This is a genomic window from Streptomyces sp. NBC_00224 (assembly GCF_041435195.1).
Classification (GTDB): Bacteria; Actinomycetota; Actinomycetes; order Streptomycetales; family Streptomycetaceae; genus Streptomyces.
In genome coordinates this window covers 3,656,196-3,676,865 of sequence record NZ_CP108106.1, presented here as the reverse complement: position 1 = coordinate 3,676,865, position 20,670 = coordinate 3,656,196, and the positions used below count along the sequence as shown (strand labels likewise).

The window sequence follows — 20,670 nt, the reverse complement described above, 5'->3', positions numbered from 1 at the left end:
ACATACGCTCATGTGACGGAAGGGGGTAAGCGTGTTCGGTGGGGGAACGCGGGGGCTGCGCGGGCGGGCCGGGCCGGGTCTGGCCGTGCTCCTGGCGACGGCTGCCCTGACCGTGCTCGGGCCGGGTGCGGGGAGCGCCGACGCGGCGGCCGCGTGCGGCGGGCGGCAGGTCAAGACGGTCAAGTTCGCCACCGGCGAGCTGCGGGTCTACAAGACGCACGGCTACGCGTGCGCGATCGCGGTCGCCAAGCCGTCCGGCGTCAGACGGCAGATGTCGGTGACCATCCAGGCGCGCGGCGGCGGCCCGGTCTCGGACAGCGGCCGGTTCACCCGGCAGGCGGGCCCGGTCTCGGTGCACGCGATCAACCGCTGTGTACGGGCGTCGGGTTCGGTGGCGGGCAGCGGCGGCTCCACGGGCTGGATCCTGTGTTGAGCGGGCCTTGAGCAGAGGATGACAACGCTGCCATAACACCGCGGCGGGACAATTGGGTCTGGTGGTGCGGGTGTTGCCCCGCTAGGTTCACGACGATCGCGTCACGTCGTGACCCCAGGGGAGAGTGCATGCGCAAGACGCTCAGATGGCTTCTTTCACTCGTCGTGCTCATAGGCACGGTGAGTGTGGCGGGAGCCACGGCAGGGGCGGCCTCCGCCGCCGAGCCGGACATAAAGGACCGCATCCTGGCGATACCCGGGGTGAGTCTCATCGAGGAGAAGCCGTACCCCGGCTACCGGTACTTCGTCCTCAACTTCACCCAGCAGGTGGACCACCACAACCGCGCCGCGGGCACCTTCCAGCAGCGGATCACCCTGCTGCACAAGGACACCGGCCGCCCGACGGTCATGTACACCAGCGGCTACAACGTGTCGACCAACCCGAGCCGCTCCGAGCCGACCCAGATCGTGGACGGCAACCAGGTCTCGGTCGAGTACCGCTACTTCACCCCGTCCCGGCCCGCCCCGGCGGACTGGAACAAGCTGGACATCTGGCAGGCGGCCAGCGACCAGCACAGCATCTTCGAGGCCCTGAAGCCGGTGTACAGCAAGAACTGGCTGACGACCGGCGGCTCGAAGGGCGGGATGACGGCGACGTACTACAAGCGCTTCTATCCCAAGGACATGGACGGCGTGGTGGCGTACGTCGCCCCCAACGACGTCGTGAACAACGAGGACTCGGCGTACGACCGCTTCTTCCGGAACGTCGGCACCAAGGAGTGCCGCGACAAGCTGGAGGCGGTGCAGCGCGAGGCGCTGGTGCGCCGCAAGCCGCTGGAGGCCAAGTACGCGGAGTACGCGAAGGCCAACGGCTACACCTTCACCACGACCGGCTCCCTCGACAAGGCGTACGAGGCGGTCGTGCTCGACTACGTGTGGGGGTTCTGGCAGTACAGCCTGCTGTCGGACTGCGGCACCATCCCGGCGGACGCGCCGCACGCGACCGACCAGGCGATCTGGGACTCGGTCGACACGATCTCCGGCTTCTCGTTCTACACGGACCAGGGCCTGGAGCCGTACACGCCGTACTACTACCAGGCGGGTACGCAGCTCGGCTCGCCCACCATCGAGCAGCCCTGGCTCGGCGGTCTGAGCCGCTACGGCTACCAGCCCCCGCGCCACTTCGTCCCGCGCTCCATCCCGATGCGCTTCCACCCGGCGGCGATGCCGCAGGTCGACACCTGGGTCCGGCACCACGCCGACCAGATGCTGTACGTGTACGGCCAGAACGACCCGTGGGGCGCGGAGCGCTTCCGCCTCGGAGCGGGGACGCGTGACTCGTACGTGTTCACGGTCGCGGGCGGCAACCACGGCTCGAAGGTGGCGGGCCTGGCGGCCGAGCAGAAGGCGACGGCGACGTCGGCGATCCTGCGCTGGGCGGGCGTGCCCGCGACGACCGCGACCCAGGCCAAGCCCCTGGCGCGTTACGACGCGGTCCTGGACCGCCAGTCCGTCGAGCGCGAGCCGACGCTGCGGCCGTAGGGGCCCGGGGTTCGTCTGCGGGTGAGTGGGGGCTGGTCGCGCAGTTCCCCGCGCCCCTGGATGCGCCCCTTCGGGGCGCCCAGGGGATGCCGCGTAGCGGCATTTAAGGGGCGCGGGGAACTGCGCGAGCAACCCGGCACGGTCCGCAGACGAACGGAGACTCCCCCGGAGGGTTTCGGGAAGGGGTGGGGTGGGGCGATCACAGCCGTCGCGCGCACCCCACCCCCTCCCCGGCCCCCGGCAGCTCCACGTACAGCGCCGTCGACGCGGGGCAGTCGGGGCGGCGGGGGACCGCGGAAGTCACCCTGTACTCCGGTGGGTTGGCGCCCGATCCGTCGCACGGCGTCTCCTTCACCTGGTCCGCCCCCGCGTGGAACACGCAGTCGCCGACCACCGTGAAGGGGCCGCCGCCCATCCCCGGGTCGCCCGGGTGCGGCGCCTCCAGGTTGCGCATACAGGCGTAGCCCGAGGCGCCCTCGCCCCCGATGTACAGCACGAAGTCCGTGTTCAGCGGGCATCCCGCCGCCCCGGCCGCCCGGGTCCCCTCGCTGCGCACGGAGACCTGTGCCACCGCGCGCTCGCTGGTGCACGGCACCTCGCGGAACGCCTGCCCCCGCGCCGCGCAGTCCCCGGGCCCGAGGAACGTGGCGCCGTAGGACGGTGTGGGGGCCGAGGCCGGGGGAGCCGGGGCGGCCGGTGCCCGCTGGCAGCCCGTCAGCAGCAGCGTCCCGGCCCAGAGCGCGGCCGAAACGGCCCGAACCAGTCTTGCGGCACCGTACTCGTACATGTCGGACCCCCCGCACCAGCGTGACCGCTCACCGCGAAAACACGCCAGAGGGCCCGAGGGTTATCTCTGGTACGACAGCCCGTATCCGATCGGATACAGCACCCGGGCCGGATCGTCCCCGCGTGGCACCGCCACCGGCAGCCGCCCGGCAGGCTCCGCCCGGCCCGCCAGGACCCGTACCGCCGCCCGCAGTTCGACGTCCGTCCAGGAGTAGGCGGCGAGCGAGGCCGTGTACCCGCTGAGGTGGGCGATGTCGTACGGGTTGCGGATCGCGAGGTGCACCACCGGCACACCGGTCGCGCCGAGCGCCGCCACCAGCCGGGCCTGTGCCCCGCCCGGCCCCGCGTTGTACGTGCCCACCACCACCGCGTCCTTGCCCCGCGCCGCCGCCACCGCCGCGTCGATCTGCGCCTGCGAGGGCAGGGTTCCGGTCGACAGTGCGGTCGCGGTGAAGCCCAGTTCGGCCAGGGCCTTGGCCAGGACGGCCGTCGGAGGCCCGGTCGTCCCGGACGGCGACGCCGGGTCCGCGCCCACGACCAGCACGTTCCGATGGCTTCGCCGCGACAGCGGGAGCAGCCCGCCCGTGTTGACGAGCAGGGTCGTCGTCCGCTCGGCCACCGCGTCGGCGGCGGCGAGGTGCGGCCGGGTGCCGACCACCCGGTCCACGCCGGGCCCCGACACGTACGGATGGCTGAACAGGCCGCGCCGCTCCTTGAGTTCAAGGATCCGCAGGATCGATTCGTCGAGCCGGGCCGTGCTGATCTCGCCACTGGTGACCGCCGCCATCACACCGTTCCAGGCCACCGCCAGGTCCGGCGGGTTGAGCAGCTGGTCGGCCCCGGCCTTCAGGGCGAGCACCGGCACCCGGTCGTCGCCGTACTTGTCCCGTACGCCCTGCATACCGAGCGAGTCGGTGACGATCACCCCGCGGTAGCCGAGCTCCTCGCGCAGGATCCCGGTGAGGATCGGGTGCGACAGCGTCGCCGGGTCGTTGGTCGCGTCCAGCGCCGGGAACTGGATGTGCGCCGTCATGATCGAGTCGATCCCGGCGGCGACCGCGGCCCGGAACGGCGGCGCGTCCAGCTCCTCCCACTGCTGACGGGTGTGGGTGATCACCGGGATGCCGGTGTGGCTGTCGACCGTGGTGTCGCCGTGCCCGGGGAAGTGCTTGGCGGTCGCGGCGATCCCCGCTTCCTGGTAGCCGCGCACCTCCGCCGCCACCATCCGGGCGACCGCCGCCGGGTCGGCGCCGAAGGAGCGGACGCCGATGACCGGGTTGGCCGGGTTGACGTTCACATCGGCGTCGGGGGAGTAGTTCTGCCGGATCCCCAGCGCGCGCAGCTCGGCCCCGGCGACCCGCCCGACCGTACGGGCGTCGCGCGTCGAGCCCCCGGCGCCCAGCGCCATCGCGCCCGGGAAGAGGGTGGCGGGGTGGCCGACCCGGCAGACGATGCCGTGCTCCTGGTCGGTGGCGATGAGCAGCGGCACGGGCGTGGGCTGGGACAGGCCTGCCCGCTGGATGCCGTTGGAGAGGTCGGCGATCTGGTGCGGGTCGCGGGTGTTGTGCGCCCAGGTGAAGTAGATGATGCCGCCGACGTGGTACTTGGCGATGAGCTCGGCGGCGGTGCGCACGCCCGTCTCGCTCATGTTGGCGTCGATGTCGGCCTGGTCGGGCGCGGTCGCGGAGTGTCCGTACACCCGCATCACGAAGAGCTGGCCGACCTTCTCCGCCGGGGACATCCGGGAGACGATCCGGCGCAGGCGGTCATTCGGGGCGCGGCGCGCCTCGGCGTACGCGGGGAGCGCGGGCCCGACGGCGGCCGCGGCGGCCGTCGCGGCGGCGGTGGTGAGGAGGGTGCGTCTGGAGGTGCGGTGCGACACGGGCACTCCATCCCTAGGTCTGGAAGAAACTTCCAAACCGAACGGATAACCGGAAAGTTATTGCCGGTCAAGGGGGCGCGCACCGCCGGACCCGGAAAAGGAGGGGGCGGCCGCCACCGGCGCAGTCGGAGGGGGGCGCACCGGTGGCGGCTGTGCTGCCGGCCGCAGGCGGTTGGAGAGGGGAGTCGGCCGTTCGCAGCCAGCAGCGAGGACCGACACCGCTCTGCGGAGACTCACCGGCAGTACGGCACTTGGACGGAGCCCGCCACCGCGGGGTTCCCGGCCATGGCGCGTTCCGGGAAAAGGTACGGAACCGGGCGTCGGGGGTTGGGGGTTCGGGTGGGTCAGGGGCGGACGGGCGGCGCTGGCGTCGCGGTCCCCGCGAGCAGCGCGGCCAGCCGTTCCCGACCGGCCGTCAGCAGCCCGGGCAGCTCCGCCGCGTCCGGGTACCAGCGCTTCTCGTACTCCCAGCACAGCCAGCCGTCCGGGTCGAGCGGCGCCAGGCAGTCCGCCAGCGGCAGCACCCCGGCGCCCAGCGGCAGCGGGGTGGTGTCCTGGGCCGAGGCGATGTCCTTGACCTGGACGTATCCCAGGTGCGGGGCGAGCGCCGCGTACGACTCGGCCGGGCTCTCGCCGCCGAGCCAGGTGTGCATCACGTCCCACAGCGCGCCGGCCGCGGGCGCGCCGACCCGGTCCAGGACGCGGGCGACGGCCGCGCCGGTGCGGTGCGAGTCATGCGTTTCGAGCAGGACCCGCACCCCCCGGTCGGCGGCGAGCGCGGCCACCGACCGCAGCCGCCGCACGGCGACGCCGTCGTCCTCGGGGCCGCCCCGGCCGCCGGGGAAGACGCGTACGTACGAGGCGCCGAGGTCGTACGCGAGGTCCACCAGCGCGTCCAGCCGCTCGGCGTCGTCGGGGTCGGCCACGCGCGCGTACCCGGCGACGGTGAGCACGCGGACGCCGTGCGCCGCGAACTCAGCGGCCACGTCCGCCCGTTGGCGCGCGCCGATGCCGGGGTGCACCGGCTCCTCGGGGTGGGCGCGGAGCTCGACGCCGTGGTAGCCGTGCGCGACGGCGAGGCGGACGACGTCGGGGACGGGGAGGCCGGGCACCCCGAGGGTGGAGAACGCGTACCGCACGCCGCTCACCGGTCCGCCAGGCCCAGGTCCCCCGGACGGGGGTCCCGCAGGACGGGCTCGGGGCGCGGTGGGGCGGAGTGTGTGTCGGCCACGGGGCCAGTATGCCGGGCGGACGTCACCGTACGGAGGACCCGGAGGGCTCCACCGATCCGTCTGGCGAGACCGGGCCACCCCGCACCACCGCCCCGAACCGCTCCACGGTCTCCCGCAGCACCTCCACCCCCTTGCGTCCCCACAGCCCCTCGTTGAACAGCTCGACCTCCACGGGGCCCGGGTAGCCCGCCGCGTCCACCCGCTCGCACCACCCCCACAGGTCGATCACGCCGTCCCCGAGCTGGCCGCGCCCGGTCAGGACACCGGCGGGCAACGGCGTGATCCAGTCCGCCAGTTGGAAGGAGTGGATGCGCCCGCCCGCCCCGGCGCGGGCCACGGCGGCCGGGGCCAGGTCGTCCCACCAGACGTGGTAGGTGTCGACGACGACCCCCACCTCCTCGGCCGGGAACCGTTCGGCGAGCTCCAGGGCCTGGCCGAGGGTGGACACGACACAGCGGTCCGAGGCGTACATCGGGTGCAGCGGCTCGATCGCCAGGCGTACGCCCCGGGCGCGCGCGTACGGCCCGAGCTCGGCCAGGGCGTCGGCGACCCGCTCCCTCGCCCCGGCCAGGTCCCGGCTGCCCTCCGGCAGTCCGCCCGAGACCAGCACCAGCGTGTCCGTGCCCAAGGTCGCCGCCTCGTCGATCGCCGCCCGGTTGTCGTCGAGCGCACGTACGCGCGCGTGGGGCTCGCTCGCCGTGAAGAAGCCGCCCCGGCACAGCGTGGTGACGCTCAGCCCGGCGTCCCGGACGAGCCGCGCGGCCGCCTCGACGCCGTACGCCCGGACGGGCTCGCGCCACAGCCCGACGCCCGGTACGCCCGACTCCGCACACGCGTCGACGAGTTCGGGCAGCGAGAGCTGCTTCACGGTCATCTGGTTGATGCTGAGACGGGAGAGGTACATGGGATCGAGGGGGATCATGAGGTGACTCCGTAGACCGTGAGCAGGGTGCGCATACGGGACTCGGCCGCCTCCGGGTCCGGGAACAGGCCCAGACCGTCGGCCAGTTCGTACGCCCGCGCCAGATGCGGCAGCGAGCGGGCCGACTGGAGGCCGCCGACCATCGTGAAGTGGTCCTGGTGGCCCGCCAGCCAGGCGAGCAGGACCACACCCGTCTTGTAGAAGCGGGTCGGCGCCCCGAAGAGGTGGCGGGCGAGCTCGACGGTCGGGTCCAGACGCTTGCGGAAGCCCGCGGGATCGCCCGCGTCCAGCGCCCGTACCGCGTCCGCGGCCACCGGGCCCAGCGGGTCGAAGATCCCCAACAGGGCGTGGCTGAAGCCCTGTTCGTCGCCCTCGATCAGCTCGGGGTAGTGGAAGTCGTCGCCCGTGTAGCACTTCACGCCGTCCGGCAGGCGCCGTCTGAGCTCCACCTCCCGGCGGGCGTCGAGCAGCGACACCTTGACCCCGTCGACCTTCTCCGCGTGGGCCGCGACGATCCCCAGGAACGCCTCGGTGGCCGTGTCGAGGTCGGGCGAGCCCCAGTACCCGGCGAGCGCCGGGTCGAACATCGGGCCGAGCCAGTGCAGGATCACCGGCCGGGCGGTCTGCTCCAACAGCCGCCCGTACACCGCCGGATAGTCCTCCGGGCCGCGCGCCACCGCCGCCAGCGCCCGCGAAGCCATCAGGATCGCCTGGGCTCCGACGCCTTCGACGAGGGCGAGCTGCTCCTCGTAAGCGGCCGTCACCTCGGGAAGCGAGGCGCCCGGGGAGAGCTGGTCGGTGCCCGCCCCGCAGGCGATCCGCCCGCCGACCTCCCGCGCCTCGGCGGCCGAGCGCCGGATCAGCTCGGCGGCCCCGGCCCAGTCCAGGCCCATGCCGCGCTGTGCGGTGTCCATCGCCTCCGCGACACCGAGTCCGTGCGACCACAGATGGCGGCGGAAGGCGAGCGTGGTCTCCCAGTCGACGGCCGCCGGTCCCTCGGGCGCGGTGTCGGCGTACGGGTCGGCGACGACGTGCGCCGCCGAGAAGACCGTACGGGAGGTGAGCGGGCCGCCCGGGGCGACGACGACCGGGTCCCGGCGCGGCTCGTACCGTACGAGCTCCCCGCCCGCGCGCGGCAGCAGCAGGCTCACAGCGCGATCTCCGGCACCTCGATACGACGGCCCTCGGCCGAGGACCGCAGCCCCAGCTCGGCCAGCTGCACTCCGCGCGCGCCCGCCAACAGGTCCCAGCGATAGGGGGTGTTGAGGGCCACATGGCGCAGGAAGAGCTCCCACTGGGCCTTGAAGCCGTTGTCGAACCCGCTGTCGGGCCCGGTGTTGTCCGGCACCTCCAGCCACTGCTCGCGGAACGGCTCGGTCGCGGGCAGGTCCGGGTTCCACACCGGCTTGGGGGTCGCGGCGCGGTGCTGGGCGCGGCAGGTGCGCAGGCCCGCCACCGCCGAGCCCTCGGTGCCGTCCACCTGGAACTCGACCAGCTCGTCCCGGTGCACGCGGACCGCCCAGGAGGAGTTGATCTGGGCGACCGCGCCGCCCTCCAGCTGGAAGATCCCGTACGCGGCGTCGTCGGCGGTCGCGTCGTACGGCTTGCCGCCCTCGTCCCAGCGCTGCGGCACATGCGTGGTCGCCAGCGCCTGTACGGAGGTGACGCGGCCGAAGAGCTCGTGCAGCACGTACTCCCAGTGCGGGAACATGTCGACGACGATGCCGCCGCCGTCCTGGGCGCGGTAGTTCCACGACGGGCGCTGGGCGCTCTGCCAGTCGCCCTCGAAGACCCAGTAGCCGAACTCGCCCCGCACCGACAGGATCCGCCCGAAGAAGCCGCCGTCGACCAGCCGCTTCAGCTTCAGCAGGCCCGGCAGAAAGAGCTTGTCCTGGACTACGCCGTGCTTGATCCCGGCGTCCCGGGCGAGCCGGGCCAGCTCCAGGGCGCCGGACAGGCCGGTCGAGGTGGGCTTCTCGGTGTAGACGTGCTTGCCCGCCGCGATCGCCCTGGCGATCGACTCCTGGCGGGCGGAGGTGACCTGGGCGTCGAAGTAGATCTCCACGGTGTCGTCGGCGAGCACGGCGTCCAGGTCGGTGGACCAGTGGGCCAGGCCGTGCCGCTCGGCGATCGCCCGCAGCGCGGGCTCGCGGCGGCCCACCAGGACGGGCTCGGGCCACAGGACCGTGCCGTCGCCGAGGTCCAGGCCGCCCTGGTCGCGCAGGGCGAGCAGGGAGCGTACGAGGTGCTGGCGGTAGCCCATGCGGCCGGTGACGCCGTTCATGGCGATCCGTACGGTCCGGCGTGCGGGTGTGGGTGTCATCTGAAGCCCCTTCAATCCCCTCGGCCCCTTCCGTACCGGCCGGCGGGGCACGGTGATCCAGCGGTGATCTACTGGTAACAGCGGTAGCAAGCGCTTTCTATCGAGGGGGACGCTAGCCTGCGCACAGCGCCGCCGACAAGAGGCGCGCGGCGGACCACCCCAAGTGCCCAAGAGACGTGCCCGGAGGCAGAGATGACAGCGACCCTCGCGGATGTGGCGGCGCGCGCCCGGGTGTCCCCGGCGACCGTCTCGCGGGTGCTCAACGGCAACTATCCGGTCGCCGCGGCCACCCGCGAGCGCGTCCTGCGAGCCGTCGACGAACTGGACTACGTCCTGAACGGGCCCGCGAGTTCGCTCGCCGCCGCCACCTCCGACCTGGTCGGCATACTCGTCAACGACATCGCCGACCCCTTCTTCGGCATCATGGCGGGCGCCGCCCAGTCGGAGATCGGGGGCGGCCCCGGGACCCGCGAGAAGCTGGCCGTGGTCTGCAACACGGGGGGCTCGCCGGAGCGCGAACTCACCTACCTCACCCTGCTCCAGCGCCAGCGCGCGGCGGCGGTCATCCTCACCGGCGGCGCCCTGGAGGACCCCGACCACGCGGCGGCGGTCGCGGCGAAGCTGAGTCGGCTGGCGGAGGCGGGGGCGCGGATCGTGCTGTGCGGGCGCCCGCCGCTGGTGCTTCCCGGGGCCGGAGCCGGGGCCGAGGCCCTGCCCGCCGGGCCCGTCGCGGCGACGCTCACCTTCGACAACCGGGGCGGCAGCCGACGGCTGACGGAGCATCTGCTGGCGCTCGGCCACCGCCGCATCGGCTATGTCGCGGGCCCCGAGGAGCGCACCACGACCCGGCACCGCGTCGAGGGCCACCTGGCCGCGCTCGCGGACGCGGGCGTGGCGCCCGGCCCGCTCGTCCACGGCTCGTACGACCGCCGCTCCGGCTATGACGCGACCATCGAACTCCTGCGCCTCGACCCGTCGTTGACGGCCGTGGTGGCCGCCAACGACACGGTCGCGCTGGGCGCCTGCGCGGCCCTGCGCGACCGCGGCCTTTCCATCCCGGACGACGTCTCGGTGGCGGGCTTCGACGACCTCCCGTTCAGCACGGACGCGGTCCCCGCCCTGACGACGGTACGGCTGCCGCTGTACGAGGCGGGGGCGCGGGCGGGCCGGCTCGCGATGGGCAGGGAGCCGGTGCCGCCGGGCGGGATCGCCACGGTGCACGGCGAGTTGATGGTCCGGGGCTCGACGGGACGTACGCGCGCGTAGAGGACGTACGCCGGTCTTCGGCGGGGCCCAACTCGGTGCCGGATTCCCGCCAGCGAGCGGGGCCGCGGCGAACCAGGATCGTGTGCACGGCCTCCGGTTCGCCCGTCCGGGGCGAGGGCCGCACCCGAGGAGACAATCCCATGGACCTGCAACTTTCCGGCCGTTCCGCACTTGTCACCGGTGCCTCGAAGGGCATCGGCCTCGCGGTGGTGCGCACGCTCCTTGACGAGGGCGCACGGGTGGTCGCGGTGTCCCGCCGCACCAGCCCGGAGCTGGAGAAGCTGGCCCGCCCCGAGCTCGTCCACGTGGCGGCCGACCTCATGGACCCCGAGGCCCCCGCGCGCGTGGTGGCCCGTACCGTCGAGGAGTTCGGCGGCCTGGACATCCTGGTCAACAACGCGGGCGGCCCGCCGCCTGGCGTGAGCCTGCCGCGCACGTCGTTCCTGGACGCGCCGGAGGCGGACTGGGCCGCGATCTTCGAGTTCAACCTGTTCTCGGCGGTACGGGCGGTTCGCGCGGCCCTGCCGCACCTGCTCGCCGAGGGCGGCGGCGCCGTCGTCAACGTCTCGACGGGCCTGGCGCGTCAGCCCGCGGTCGGCAACGCGGAGTACGGCGCGGCGAAGGCGGCCCTGACCAACTTCACGAAGGTCCTGTCGGAGGAGTACGCCCCGCAGGGCGTCCGCTTCAACACGGTGTCGCCGGGGGCGGTACGGACGGCGTGGTGGACCGAGGAGGGCGGCGCGGCGGACGTCATCGCGGCGATGGCGGGCTCGGACCGCGACACGGTGATGGACACCCTGGCCCCCCAGATGATGAACGTCTCCACGGGCCGCCTGGTGACCCCCGAGGAGATAGCGGACGCGGTGGCCCTGCTGGTGTCCCCGAGGTCGGGCAGCACGACGGGGGCGGACTTCGTGGTGGACGGGGGGTATCTGAAGGGGGTGTGACCCCGTAGGGGTCTCTGGGGCCCAGGGGTACGGCCCTGGTGGGCCAGGGCCCAGGGGCGCGGTCCTGGTGGGCTAGGGCGCGGGGTGGGGTCCCGGTGGGCTATCTGGGCCCCTTGCCCGCCGCCCCCCGCTTGCTCAGTACCGCCAGCACCACCGGGACCAGCAGCTCAAGTCCCCGCGTGACCGTCGCGACCGGGAGGCCCGTCTTCTTCGCGACCGCCGTGGCCACCGGCTTCGTCGCCTTCGCCAGGACCCCGGCCGCCAGGCCGCCGCCGACCGCCCCGAGACCGCCGAGCGTGGCCACACCCTGCAGGGGCGCGTCCTCGGGCCGGGCGTCCGGCGGGGGCGCCGCCGCCTCCGACGCCACCGCGTCCGGGGGCAGCCCGTCCGCCAGCTCGGCGGCCGCGGACTCCACGACGTGCTGGGCGCCGGCCGGATCCGTGCCGAGCTGCTGGGCGAGCTGCTGCAGCCCGTCGTCCCCCAGCTCATCCAGTACATCCTTTTTGAAGCTGGAATCGTCACTCATGGGTGAAACGCTACGATCACCCCCCTTTGTCGGCACGTCGAGATTCCGGAAAAATTACTGCCCGCAGTCGTACAACCCTTGTGGCGTGACGGGTGTCTTACTTTGCGTCGGCGTTCCAGGGGAGGGATCCGGGGGGATCCGAGGGAATGTCGACTGGGGAGGGACAGGGGAGGGAATCGAGGGGCCCGGTCATACGGACCGGGCCCCCTTGAATTCCGGCGGCCGTCCAACAGCCGCCCCCCACCGGAAAGTTATCCACAGGCATCCCGCGGTGTCCGAGCCCACCGGTAGCGTCGGATCATGTCCAATCTCGCGGTGCTCGAAGGGGTCCTGGAGCGGATCACTTACGCCAACGAGGAGAACGGCTACACGGTCGCCCGGGTCGACACCGGGCGCGGCGGTGGCGATCTCCTCACGGTGGTCGGCTCGCTGCTCGGCGCGCAGCCGGGCGAGTCGCTGCGGATGGAGGGCCGCTGGGGCTCGCATCCGCAGTACGGCAAGCAGTTCACCGTGGAGAACTACACGACCGTGCTGCCCGCCACCATCCAGGGCATCCGGCGCTACCTCGGCTCGGGCCTGATCAAGGGCATCGGCCCCCGCATCGCCGACCGCATCGTGGAGCACTTCGGCACGGACACGCTCGACGTCATCGAGCAGCAGCCGGGGCGCCTCGTGGAAGTGCCCGGCCTCGGCCCCAAGCGCACCAAGCTCATCGGAGCCGCCTGGGAGGAGCAGAAGGCCATCAAGGAAGTGATGGTCTTCCTCCAGGGGGTCGGCGTCTCCACCTCCATCGCCGTGCGCATCTACAAGAAGTACGAGGACGCCTCGATCTCCGTGGTGAAGAACCAGCCCTACCGGCTGGCCGCCGACGTCTGGGGCATCGGCTTCCTCACCGCCGACCGCATCGCCCAGGCCGTCGGCATCCCGCACGACAGCCCGGAACGCGTCAAGGCCGGCTTGCAGTACGCACTGTCCCAGTCCACCGACCAGGGCCACTGCTTCCTGCCCGAGGAGCAGCTCATCGCGGACTCGGTGAAGCTCCTCCAGGTCGACACGGGCCTGGTGATCGACTGCCTGGCCGAGCTGGTCGCCGAGGAAGGTGTCGTCCGCGAGCCGGTCCCGGGCCCGGTGGGCGGTGCCGAGCGGGTCAACGCCGTCTATCTGGTCCCCTTCCACCGCGCCGAGCTCTCCCTCGCCGCCCAGGTCGTCCGGCTGCTGCGTACCGGCGAGGACCGGATGCCGGGCTTCCAGGACGTGGACTGGGACCGGGCCCTGTCCTGGCTCGCCGCGCGCACCGGCGCCGAGCTCGCCCCCGAGCAGCAGGACGCCGTGCGGCTCGCCCTGACCAGCAAGGTCGCGGTGCTCACCGGCGGCCCCGGCTGCGGCAAGTCCTTCACCGTGCGCTCCGTCGTCGAGCTCGCCCGGGCCAAGAAGGCCAAGGTGGTGCTCGCCGCGCCCACCGGCCGCGCCGCCAAGCGGCTCGCCGAGCTCACCGGCGCCGACGCGTCGACGGTGCACCGCCTGCTGGAGCTGCGACCGGGCGGCGACGCGGCGTACGACAAGGACCGCCCGCTCGACGCCGATCTGGTGGTGGTCGACGAGGCCTCGATGCTCGATCTGCTGCTCGCCAACAAGCTGGTGAAGGCGGTCGCCCCGGGCGCGCACCTGCTGATGGTCGGCGACGTGGACCAACTGCCCTCGGTCGGCGCCGGCGAGGTGCTGCGCGATCTGCTCGCCGAGGGCGGGCCGGTGCCGAGGGTGCGCCTCACCAGGATCTTCCGCCAGGCTCAGCAGTCCGGCGTGGTCACCAACGCCCATCGCATCAACTCCGGCGTCCCGCCGCTCACCCAGGGCCTCAGCGACTTCTTCCACTTCGTGGAGGAGGAGACCGAGGACGCCGGGCGGCTCACGGTGGACGTGGCGGCGCGGCGCATCCCCGCGAAGTTCGGCCTCGACCCCCGGCGGGACGTCCAGGTGCTCGCCCCGATGCACCGAGGCCCGGCCGGCGCGGGCAACCTCAACGGCCTCCTCCAGCAGGCCATCACCCCGGCCCGCCCCGATCTGCCGGAGAAGCGGTTCGGCGGCCGGGTGTTCCGGGTGGGCGACAAGGTCACGCAGATCCGGAACAATTACGAGAAGGGCAAGAACGGTGTCTTCAACGGCACCGTCGGCGTGGTGACCGCGCTCGACCTGGACGAACAGCGCCTGACGGTGCTGACGGACGAGGACGAGGAGGTGCCGTACGACTTCGACGAACTGGACGAGCTGGCCCATGCGTACGCGGTGACGATCCACCGCTCGCAGGGCAGTGAATACCCGGCGGTGGTGATCCCGGTCACCACGGGCGCCTGGATGATGCTTCAGCGGAACCTGCTCTACACGGCGGTCACCCGCGCCAGAAAACTCGTCGTACTGGTGGGGTCCCGCAAGGCGATCGGCCAGGCAGTGCGTACGGTTTCCGCAGGCAGACGCTTTACCGCACTCGCTCACCGGCTGTCAGGGGGCGGTTTGGTGTGAAACATCACCTGGGGCTTCCAGAACCGGGGCGAAGGGGGCAGGATGAGCAGGTTGACGGCACTGAGTGCCGCTAATAAGCCCAACGGGCGACCCCGAGTGCACTCTGCTGAGCCAAGTGGGGGATGGTAGAGACAGTCAGGGCACCTCGAAGAAGAGGCACTACGTCGGTGAGGGATGACGTGAGCGAGAACGCTAACAACGCTGTAGTACTGCGGTTCGGCGATGGCGAGTACACCTACCCGGTGATCGACAGCACCGTCGGCGACAAGGGCTTCGACATCGGGAAGCTCCGGGCCCAGACCGGTCTCGTGACCCTGGACAGCGGATACGGCAATACGGCCGCCTATAAATCCGCGGTCACCTACCTCGACGGCGAACAGGGCATCCTGCGCTACCGCGGCTACCCGATCGAGCAGCTGGCGGAGCGCTCGACCTTCCTGGAGGTCGCGTACCTGCTCATCAACGGTGAGCTGCCGACGGTCGACCAGCAGTCGACGTTCAAGAGCGAGATCACCCAGCACACGCTGCTGCACGAGGACGTCAAGCGCTTCTTCGACGGCTTCCCGCGGGACGCCCACCCGATGGCGATGCTCTCCTCGGTCGTCTCCGCGCTGTCCACCTTCTACCAGGACAGCCACAACCCGTTCGACGAGAAGCAGCGTCACCTCTCGACGATCCGCCTGCTCGCCAAGCTTCCGACGATCGCGGCGTACGCGTACAAGAAGTCGATCGGCCACCCGTTCGTCTACCCGCGCAACGACCTCGGCTACGTCGAGAACTTCCTGCGGATGACGTTCTCGGTCCCGGCGCAGGAGTACGAGCTGGACCCGGTCGTCGTCTCGGCGCTCGACAAGCTGCTGATCCTGCACGCGGACCACGAGCAGAACTGCTCGACCTCGACGGTCCGCCTGGTCGGCTCGTCGCAGGCCAACATGTTCGCCTCGATCTCGGCGGGCATCTCGGCGCTGTGGGGCCCCCTGCACGGTGGCGCCAACCAGTCGGTCCTGGAGATGCTGGAAGGCATCCAGGCCAACGGCGGCGACGTCGACTCCTTCATCCGCAAGGTGAAGAACAAGGAGGACGGCGTCCGTCTGATGGGCTTCGGCCACCGGGTCTACAAGAGCTTCGACCCGCGCGCGAAGATCATCAAGGCTGCCGCGCACGACGTCCTGTCGGCCCTCGGCAAGTCCGACGAGCTGCTCGACATCGCGCTGAAGCTGGAAGAGCACGCGCTCTCCGACGACTACTTCGTCTCGCGCAACCTGTACCCGAACGTGGACTTCTACACGGGTCTGATCTACCGCGCGATGGGCTTCCCGACCGAGATGTTCACGGTCCTGTTCGCCCTGGGCCGCCTCCCGGGCTGGATCGCCCAGTGGCACGAGATGATCAAGGAGCCGGGTTCCCGCATCGGCCGCCCGCGCCAGATCTACACGGGCGAGGTCCTGCGCGACTTCGTGCCGGTTGAGGCGCGATAACGCTTCGCTGGGTGCGGTGATTCGGCTGCGGGTCCGCTGTGGCTGGTCGCGCAGTTCCCCGCGCCCCTTAAGGGGCGCGTAGCGCCCCCAAAAAGACATACAGAAGCGCCCCGCCCACCAATCCCCCCACGGGTTGGCGGCCGGGGCGCTTCCCATTTACCCGGTGCGGATTCCCCCCACGGGATCCGGCCGGGAGTCCGGCGGTCTGCCGGGGTACGTACGTAACGGGTGGGCCGCTCAAAGCTCCCCGTTGTACGTGCCCCGGCCAACGCGCTGCCTGGAACGTCCCCCAAGACATTCCATGGACGTCCCCCAAGACATCCTCGGCATCGCCCACTTAGACTCCCGAACCGCTCCGATGGTTACCTCATAATCTCTGTGATCTAGCTCTCTTTGTGGAGATCAGGTGAAGGAGCGCAACCGTAGGCTGTTGGTTACCACGAAGACCGAGGAGAACGCCATAGCCGCGCCCGCGATCATAGGGTTCAGCAGGCCCGCCGCGGCGAGCGGAACCGCGGCCACGTTGTAGCCGAAGGCCCAGAACAGGTTGCCCTTGATGGTCGCCAGGGTCCGCCGGGAGAGCCGGATCGCGTCGGCCGCAACCCGCAAGTCCCCCCGTACGAGGGTCAGGTCGGACGCCTCTATCGCGGCGTCCGTTCCGGTGCCCATCGCCAGCCCCAGATCGGCGGTGGCCAGCGCGGCCGCGTCGTTGACGCCGTCGCCCACCATCGCCACCGAACGGCCCTCGGCCTGAAGGCGCTTGACCACGTCGACCTTGTCCTCGGGCAGCACCTCGGCGTGGACGTCCTCGGCGGCGATCCCGACCCGGGCGGCCACCGACTCGGCCACGGCTCGGTTGTCCCCGGTCAGCAGTACCGGCCGCAGTCCGAGGCCGCGCAGCAGGGACACCGCCTCGGCGCTGGTCTCCTTCACCGCGTCGGCGACGGTCAGAACGCCCCGGGCGGCCCCGTCCCAGGCCACCACGACCGCCGTACGCCCCTCGGCCTCGGCGGCCTGCTTGGCGGCCGCGAGCGCGGCGGGCAGTTCGACGCCCCGGCCCACGAAGACGGTGTGTCCCTCCACCACGCCCTCCACCCCGCGCCCGGGCAGGGACAGGAAGGACTCGGGCACGGGCAGTTCCCCGGCCCGCTCGGCGGCGCCCTGGGCGATGGCCCGGGCGATGGGGTGCTCGGAGGAGTGCTCCAGGGCGCCCGCGTACCGGAGCACCTCCTTGTCGTCGGTGCCGTCCGCCGCGTACACGTCGTACAGGGTCATCTGCCCCGTGGTGACCGTGCCCGTCTTGTCGAGTACAACGGTGTCGACGCGGCGGGTGGTCTCCAGGACCTCGGGGCCCTTGATGAGGATGCCGAGCTGGGCGCCGCGGCCGGTGCCGACCATGAGCGCGGTCGGGGTCGCGAGCCCCAGGGCGCACGGGCAGGCGATGATCAGGACCGCGACGGCGGCCGTGAAGGACGCGGTGATGTCGTCGGTGGCGAGCAGCCAGCCGACGAGCGTGCCGAGCGAGATGAGCAGCACGATGGGGACGAAGACGCCGGAGATGCGGTCGGCGAGGCGCTGGACCTCGGCCTTGCCGTTCTGCGCGTCCTCCACCAGGCGGGCCATCCGGGCCAGCTGGGTGTCGGCGCCGACCCGGGTCGCCTCGACGACCAGACGGCCGCCCGCGTTGACGGTGGCGCCGGTGACGCCGTCGCCCGCACTCACGTCCACGGGGACGGACTCGCCGGTCAGCATGGACGTGTCCACGGCGGACGCGCCCTCCACGACCGTCCCGTCGGTCGCGACCGTCTCGCCGGGCCGCACCACGAACCGGTCCCCGACCCGCAACTCGCCGATGGGTACGCGCACTTCGGCGCCGCCGCGCAGGACGGCGACGTCCTTGGCGCCGAGTTCGAGCAGCGCCCGCAGGGCCGCGCCCGCCTTGCGCTTGGAGCGGGCCTCCAGATAGCGGCCGAGCAGGATGAAGGTGACGACCCCGGCGGCGACTTCCAGGTAGATGGTGGAGGCGCCGTCCGCGCGGCCGACGGTGGCGTCGAACCCGTGGCGCATGGCGGGCATCCCCGCGTCGCCGAAGAACAGCGCCCACAGCGACCAGAGGAACGCGGCGAGGGTGCCCCCCGAGACGAGGGTGTCCATGGTGGCCGCGCCGTGGCGCAGATTGGTCCAGGCGGCCTTGTGGAAGGGCAGCCCGCCCCAGACGACGACCGGCGCGGCGAGCGTCAGGCTCAGCCACTGCCAGTTGTCGAACTGCAGCGAGGGGACCATGGCGAGCAGGACGACGGGCGCGGCGAGCAGGGCGGAGACCTGCAGCCGCTGTCGCAGGGCGGCGAGTGCCTGCGCCGCACGGCTCTCGGCGGCGCCCGCCGCGTCGGTGCGGGAGGCGATCGGCTCCCGCCGGTCCGCCTCGGGCTCGGTGGGTGCCCCCGGGGTCTCCCGCAGGGGCTCGGCCACCGTGGGTGCGGGGGTCGGTGGGGGCTCCGGAGGCGCCAGTGACTCGGCGGTGTACCCCATCTTGACGACCGTCGCGACCAGGCCCGCCACCTCGACGCCGTCGCCGAAGGCGACCTTCGCCTTCTCGGTCGCGTAGTTGACCGTCGCCTCGACCCCGTCCAGCCGGTTCAGCTTCTTCTCGATGCGGGCCGCGCACGAGGCGCAGGTCATGCCGCCGATGGTCAGCTCGACCAGGTTGCTTTCCACGTTGCTCTCCACGTGAGCTCCTGAAAAAGAGACCGGGCCGTACGGCGCGGAAGCGCTCGTCGTACGGCCCGGAAGAGGAAGATCGGGCTTTCAGGCCCGGCCGACCAGCTCGAAGCCGGCCTCGTCGACCGCCGCGCGGACGGCCTCGTCGTCCAGCGGCGCGGCCGAGACGACGGTCACCTCGCCGGTCGCGGCGACGGCCTTCACCGAACCGACGCCGGCGATCTCGCCGATCTCACCCGACACGGCGCCCTCGCAGTGCCCGCAGGTCATGCCGGAGACCTGGTAGACGGTGGTGACGGAGCCGACCTGGACGTCGGCCGGGCCGGCGCTGTGGCAGGAACCGGCGGGCGAGCAGCAGGAGCCGGTCGTGGCGACGGCGGCTTCGGTCTCGGCGGTCATGGGGTTCTCCTCTTCGGGGCGGTACGGATCCATGGTGCACCAGGGGGCCACGGGAAGGCCGAGGCCCGCTGACAGGATCCACGTTATACCCCTAGGGGGTATTAATCCAGTAGCCGCTCCACCTCCTCAGTCAGTCGTTCGCCCTGCGGCTCCGGTTCCCCGGGCGGCGCGCGACCCAGGTACGGATGGTGTCGGCGTACCAGAAGGGCTTGCCGTTCTCGACGGTGTCGGGCGGGGGCAGCAGCCCGTGCTTGCGATAGGAGCGGACCGTGTCCGGCTGTACGCGGATGTGCGCGGCGATCTCCTTGTACGACCAGAGCCGTCGGTCGGTCATGGTGGGCACCTCCCTGGGTGCGCCGCAGCGGCGGTCTGGCGGCCGTCGGGGGAGCTGGGCGCGGGCGCTTGACGATCACTCAGCCTGTGCCCGTTGAACGACGGACAGTTGAGGCGGGGGTGTGGCTGTCGCTTCCCTGTGACGCAAGACCCGCGTAATGGAGACATGTGTGACGTGAAGGGGACGGTTGTGACACGGGGGATGAATGGGGCGACTGGGGAGGGTCGGGGCATGCGGGGGCACGCTCTGGGCATGCGAAACCGCAGGCGCACGCTCCCGACAGCGACAGCGACAGCGACAGCGACAGCGACAGCGTCGGCGCCGGCTACAACCCGGCCCCGTCGGCTACGCGTACAGCCCCGGCCGTTCCAGCGCGGGCTCGACCGCCACCCGCTCGCCCGAGCGCTGGGCCCGTACGCCCGCCTCGCAGACCACGGCCGCCATATAGCCGTCCCAGGTGCTCGGGCCCTCGACGCGGCCCTGCCGGGTGGCGTCCACCCACGCCTGCACCTCGCGGTCGTACGCGTCGGCGAAGCGGGCCGTGAAGTCCTGCGGGATCTCGCCGCCCCAACGTCCGCCGGAGCGGACCACCGGACCGGTCCCGGCGCCGGTCGAGGCGGCGCCGCGCTCGCAGACGGCCTCGCAGCGCACCTCGTACCCGAAGCCGCAGTTGACGAAGATCTCGACGTCGACGACCGCGCCGCCGGCCGTCTCGAACAGCACGAGCTGCGGGTCGCCCAGGCCTTCCGGGGCGTACGAGGAGGGGCGCGGGCGGAGCACCTGGACGGCGGTGAGCTCCTGGCCGAGCAGCCAGCGGGCCGCGTCGACCTCGTGGACCACGGAGTCGCGGATCAGCATCTCGGTGGTGAAGAACGAGGGGGAGGAGGCGTTGCGGTGGCGGCAGTGCAGGAACAGCGGGCGCCCGAGGCCGCCCTCGTCGAGCAGCGCCTTGAGGCGTACGTACTCCGTGTCGTACCGCCGCATGAACCCCACCTGCACCAGGCGGCGCCCGAGCCGGGTCTCGGCCTCCAGGACCCGCAGGGCCCCGCCCGGGTCCGGGGTGAGCGGCTTCTCGCACAGGACGGGCAGCCCGCGCCGGAACGCCTCCAGGAGCGCGGGTTCGTGGGCCGGGCCCGAGGACGCGATCAGGACCGCGTCGACGCCCGGCGCGGCCATCGCGGCCGCCGGGTCGGTGTGGGCGGCGCAGCCGTCGATCGGACCGGCGACGGCCTTGGCGCGCTCCGCGTCGATGTCGGCGACGGCGGCGACCCGGGCCCCGCCGATCACGGTGGTGAGGCGGCGGACGTGGTCGGCGCCCATCTTTCCGGTGCCGATCACGGCGATCCCGAGCGGTGCGGAGGTCATC

The 20,670-nt window shown here is 72.2% G+C and carries 17 protein-coding genes; 6 read left to right on the top strand and 11 right to left on the bottom strand.

The window, feature by feature from the left end; all coding sequences use genetic code 11:
- Window positions 1-31 precede the first annotated feature (31 nt).
- Together OG965_RS16355 and OG965_RS16350 are read left to right on the top strand one after the other, a co-directional pair.
- Entirely contained in the window at window positions 32-433 is a 402-nt protein-coding gene (locus OG965_RS16355) for a hypothetical protein (RefSeq protein WP_371652808.1), read from the top strand.
- Between the two features lie 128 nt (window positions 434-561).
- A complete protein-coding gene (locus tag OG965_RS16350; protein WP_371652807.1) occupies window positions 562-1,974 on the top strand; it encodes a S28 family serine protease in 1,413 nt (470 codons plus the stop codon).
- Between the two features lie 199 nt (window positions 1,975-2,173).
- Here OG965_RS16350 and OG965_RS16345 read toward each other — a convergent pair whose 3' ends face one another.
- From OG965_RS16345 to OG965_RS16320, 6 genes are all read right to left on the bottom strand, one after another.
- Window positions 2,174-2,761 carry a hypothetical protein gene (locus OG965_RS16345; protein ID WP_371652806.1) on the bottom strand — a complete coding sequence of 196 codons (588 nt, stop codon included), beginning with the start codon at window positions 2,759-2,761 and terminating at the stop codon, window positions 2,174-2,176.
- Window positions 2,762-2,821: 60 nt separating this feature from the next.
- Complete coding sequence (locus OG965_RS16340; RefSeq protein ID WP_371652805.1) at window positions 2,822-4,642, bottom strand: glycoside hydrolase family 3 protein; 1,821 nt, start codon at window positions 4,640-4,642, stop codon at window positions 2,822-2,824.
- A gap of 344 nt (window positions 4,643-4,986) precedes the next feature.
- Window positions 4,987-5,781, bottom strand: coding sequence for a sugar phosphate isomerase/epimerase family protein (locus OG965_RS16335; protein ID WP_371656957.1), 795 nt, complete (start codon window positions 5,779-5,781; stop codon window positions 4,987-4,989).
- A gap of 115 nt (window positions 5,782-5,896) precedes the next feature.
- Window positions 5,897-6,796 carry a sugar phosphate isomerase/epimerase family protein gene (locus tag OG965_RS16330; RefSeq protein WP_371652804.1) on the bottom strand — a complete coding sequence of 300 codons (900 nt, stop codon included), beginning with the start codon at window positions 6,794-6,796 and terminating at the stop codon, window positions 5,897-5,899.
- The gene (locus OG965_RS16325; RefSeq protein ID WP_371652803.1) at window positions 6,793-7,947 is read right to left on the bottom strand and encodes a dihydrodipicolinate synthase family protein; all 1,155 of its coding nucleotides are present in this window, start codon (window positions 7,945-7,947) and stop codon (window positions 6,793-6,795) included. Before OG965_RS16325 ends, OG965_RS16330 begins: the two co-directional genes overlap by 4 nt.
- The gene (locus OG965_RS16320; protein WP_371652802.1) at window positions 7,944-9,119 is read right to left on the bottom strand and encodes a Gfo/Idh/MocA family protein; all 1,176 of its coding nucleotides are present in this window, start codon (window positions 9,117-9,119) and stop codon (window positions 7,944-7,946) included. Before OG965_RS16320 ends, OG965_RS16325 begins: the two co-directional genes overlap by 4 nt.
- 192 nt (window positions 9,120-9,311) lie before the next feature.
- Here OG965_RS16320 and OG965_RS16315 point away from each other — a divergent pair, with 192 nt between their 5' ends.
- Both OG965_RS16315 and OG965_RS16310 read left to right on the top strand, forming a co-directional pair.
- A complete protein-coding gene (locus OG965_RS16315) occupies window positions 9,312-10,385 on the top strand; it encodes a LacI family DNA-binding transcriptional regulator (protein WP_371652801.1) in 1,074 nt (357 codons plus the stop codon).
- A gap of 140 nt (window positions 10,386-10,525) precedes the next feature.
- Window positions 10,526-11,332 (top strand): SDR family NAD(P)-dependent oxidoreductase, encoded by an 807-nt coding sequence (locus OG965_RS16310; protein ID WP_371652800.1) that lies wholly within the window; start codon window positions 10,526-10,528, stop codon window positions 11,330-11,332.
- A gap of 100 nt (window positions 11,333-11,432) precedes the next feature.
- Here the strand turns inward: OG965_RS16310 and OG965_RS16305 are convergent, their stop codons facing one another.
- Window positions 11,433-11,858: a DUF937 domain-containing protein gene (locus OG965_RS16305; protein ID WP_371652799.1), complete on the bottom strand. Its 426-nt coding sequence runs from the start codon at window positions 11,856-11,858 to the stop codon at window positions 11,433-11,435.
- Between the two features lie 300 nt (window positions 11,859-12,158).
- Between OG965_RS16305 and OG965_RS16300 the strand changes: the two genes are divergently transcribed.
- Window positions 12,159-14,375: an ATP-dependent RecD-like DNA helicase gene (locus OG965_RS16300; RefSeq protein ID WP_371652798.1), complete on the top strand. Its 2,217-nt coding sequence runs from the start codon at window positions 12,159-12,161 to the stop codon at window positions 14,373-14,375.
- 179 nt (window positions 14,376-14,554) lie between these two features.
- Entirely contained in the window at window positions 14,555-15,853 is a 1,299-nt protein-coding gene (locus OG965_RS16295) for a citrate synthase (RefSeq protein ID WP_371652797.1), read from the top strand.
- Window positions 15,854-16,255: 402 nt separating this feature from the next.
- On the opposite strand, the gene OG965_RS16290 is transcribed toward OG965_RS16295, so the two are convergent.
- The 4 genes from OG965_RS16290 to OG965_RS16275 all read right to left on the bottom strand — a co-directional run bounded on the left by OG965_RS16290 (window position 16,256) and on the right by OG965_RS16275 (window position 20,669).
- Window positions 16,256-18,532, bottom strand: a complete 2,277-nt coding sequence (locus OG965_RS16290; protein WP_371656956.1) for a heavy metal translocating P-type ATPase — start codon at window positions 18,530-18,532, stop codon at window positions 16,256-16,258.
- Between the two features lie 126 nt (window positions 18,533-18,658).
- Entirely contained in the window at window positions 18,659-18,970 is a 312-nt protein-coding gene (locus OG965_RS16285) for a heavy-metal-associated domain-containing protein (protein ID WP_371652796.1), read from the bottom strand.
- A gap of 130 nt (window positions 18,971-19,100) precedes the next feature.
- The gene (locus OG965_RS16280; RefSeq protein WP_101388375.1) at window positions 19,101-19,304 is read right to left on the bottom strand and encodes an AlpA family transcriptional regulator; all 204 of its coding nucleotides are present in this window, start codon (window positions 19,302-19,304) and stop codon (window positions 19,101-19,103) included.
- A gap of 345 nt (window positions 19,305-19,649) precedes the next feature.
- A complete protein-coding gene (locus OG965_RS16275) occupies window positions 19,650-20,669 on the bottom strand; it encodes a Gfo/Idh/MocA family protein (protein ID WP_371652795.1) in 1,020 nt (339 codons plus the stop codon).
- Window position 20,670: the final 1 nt, after the last annotated feature.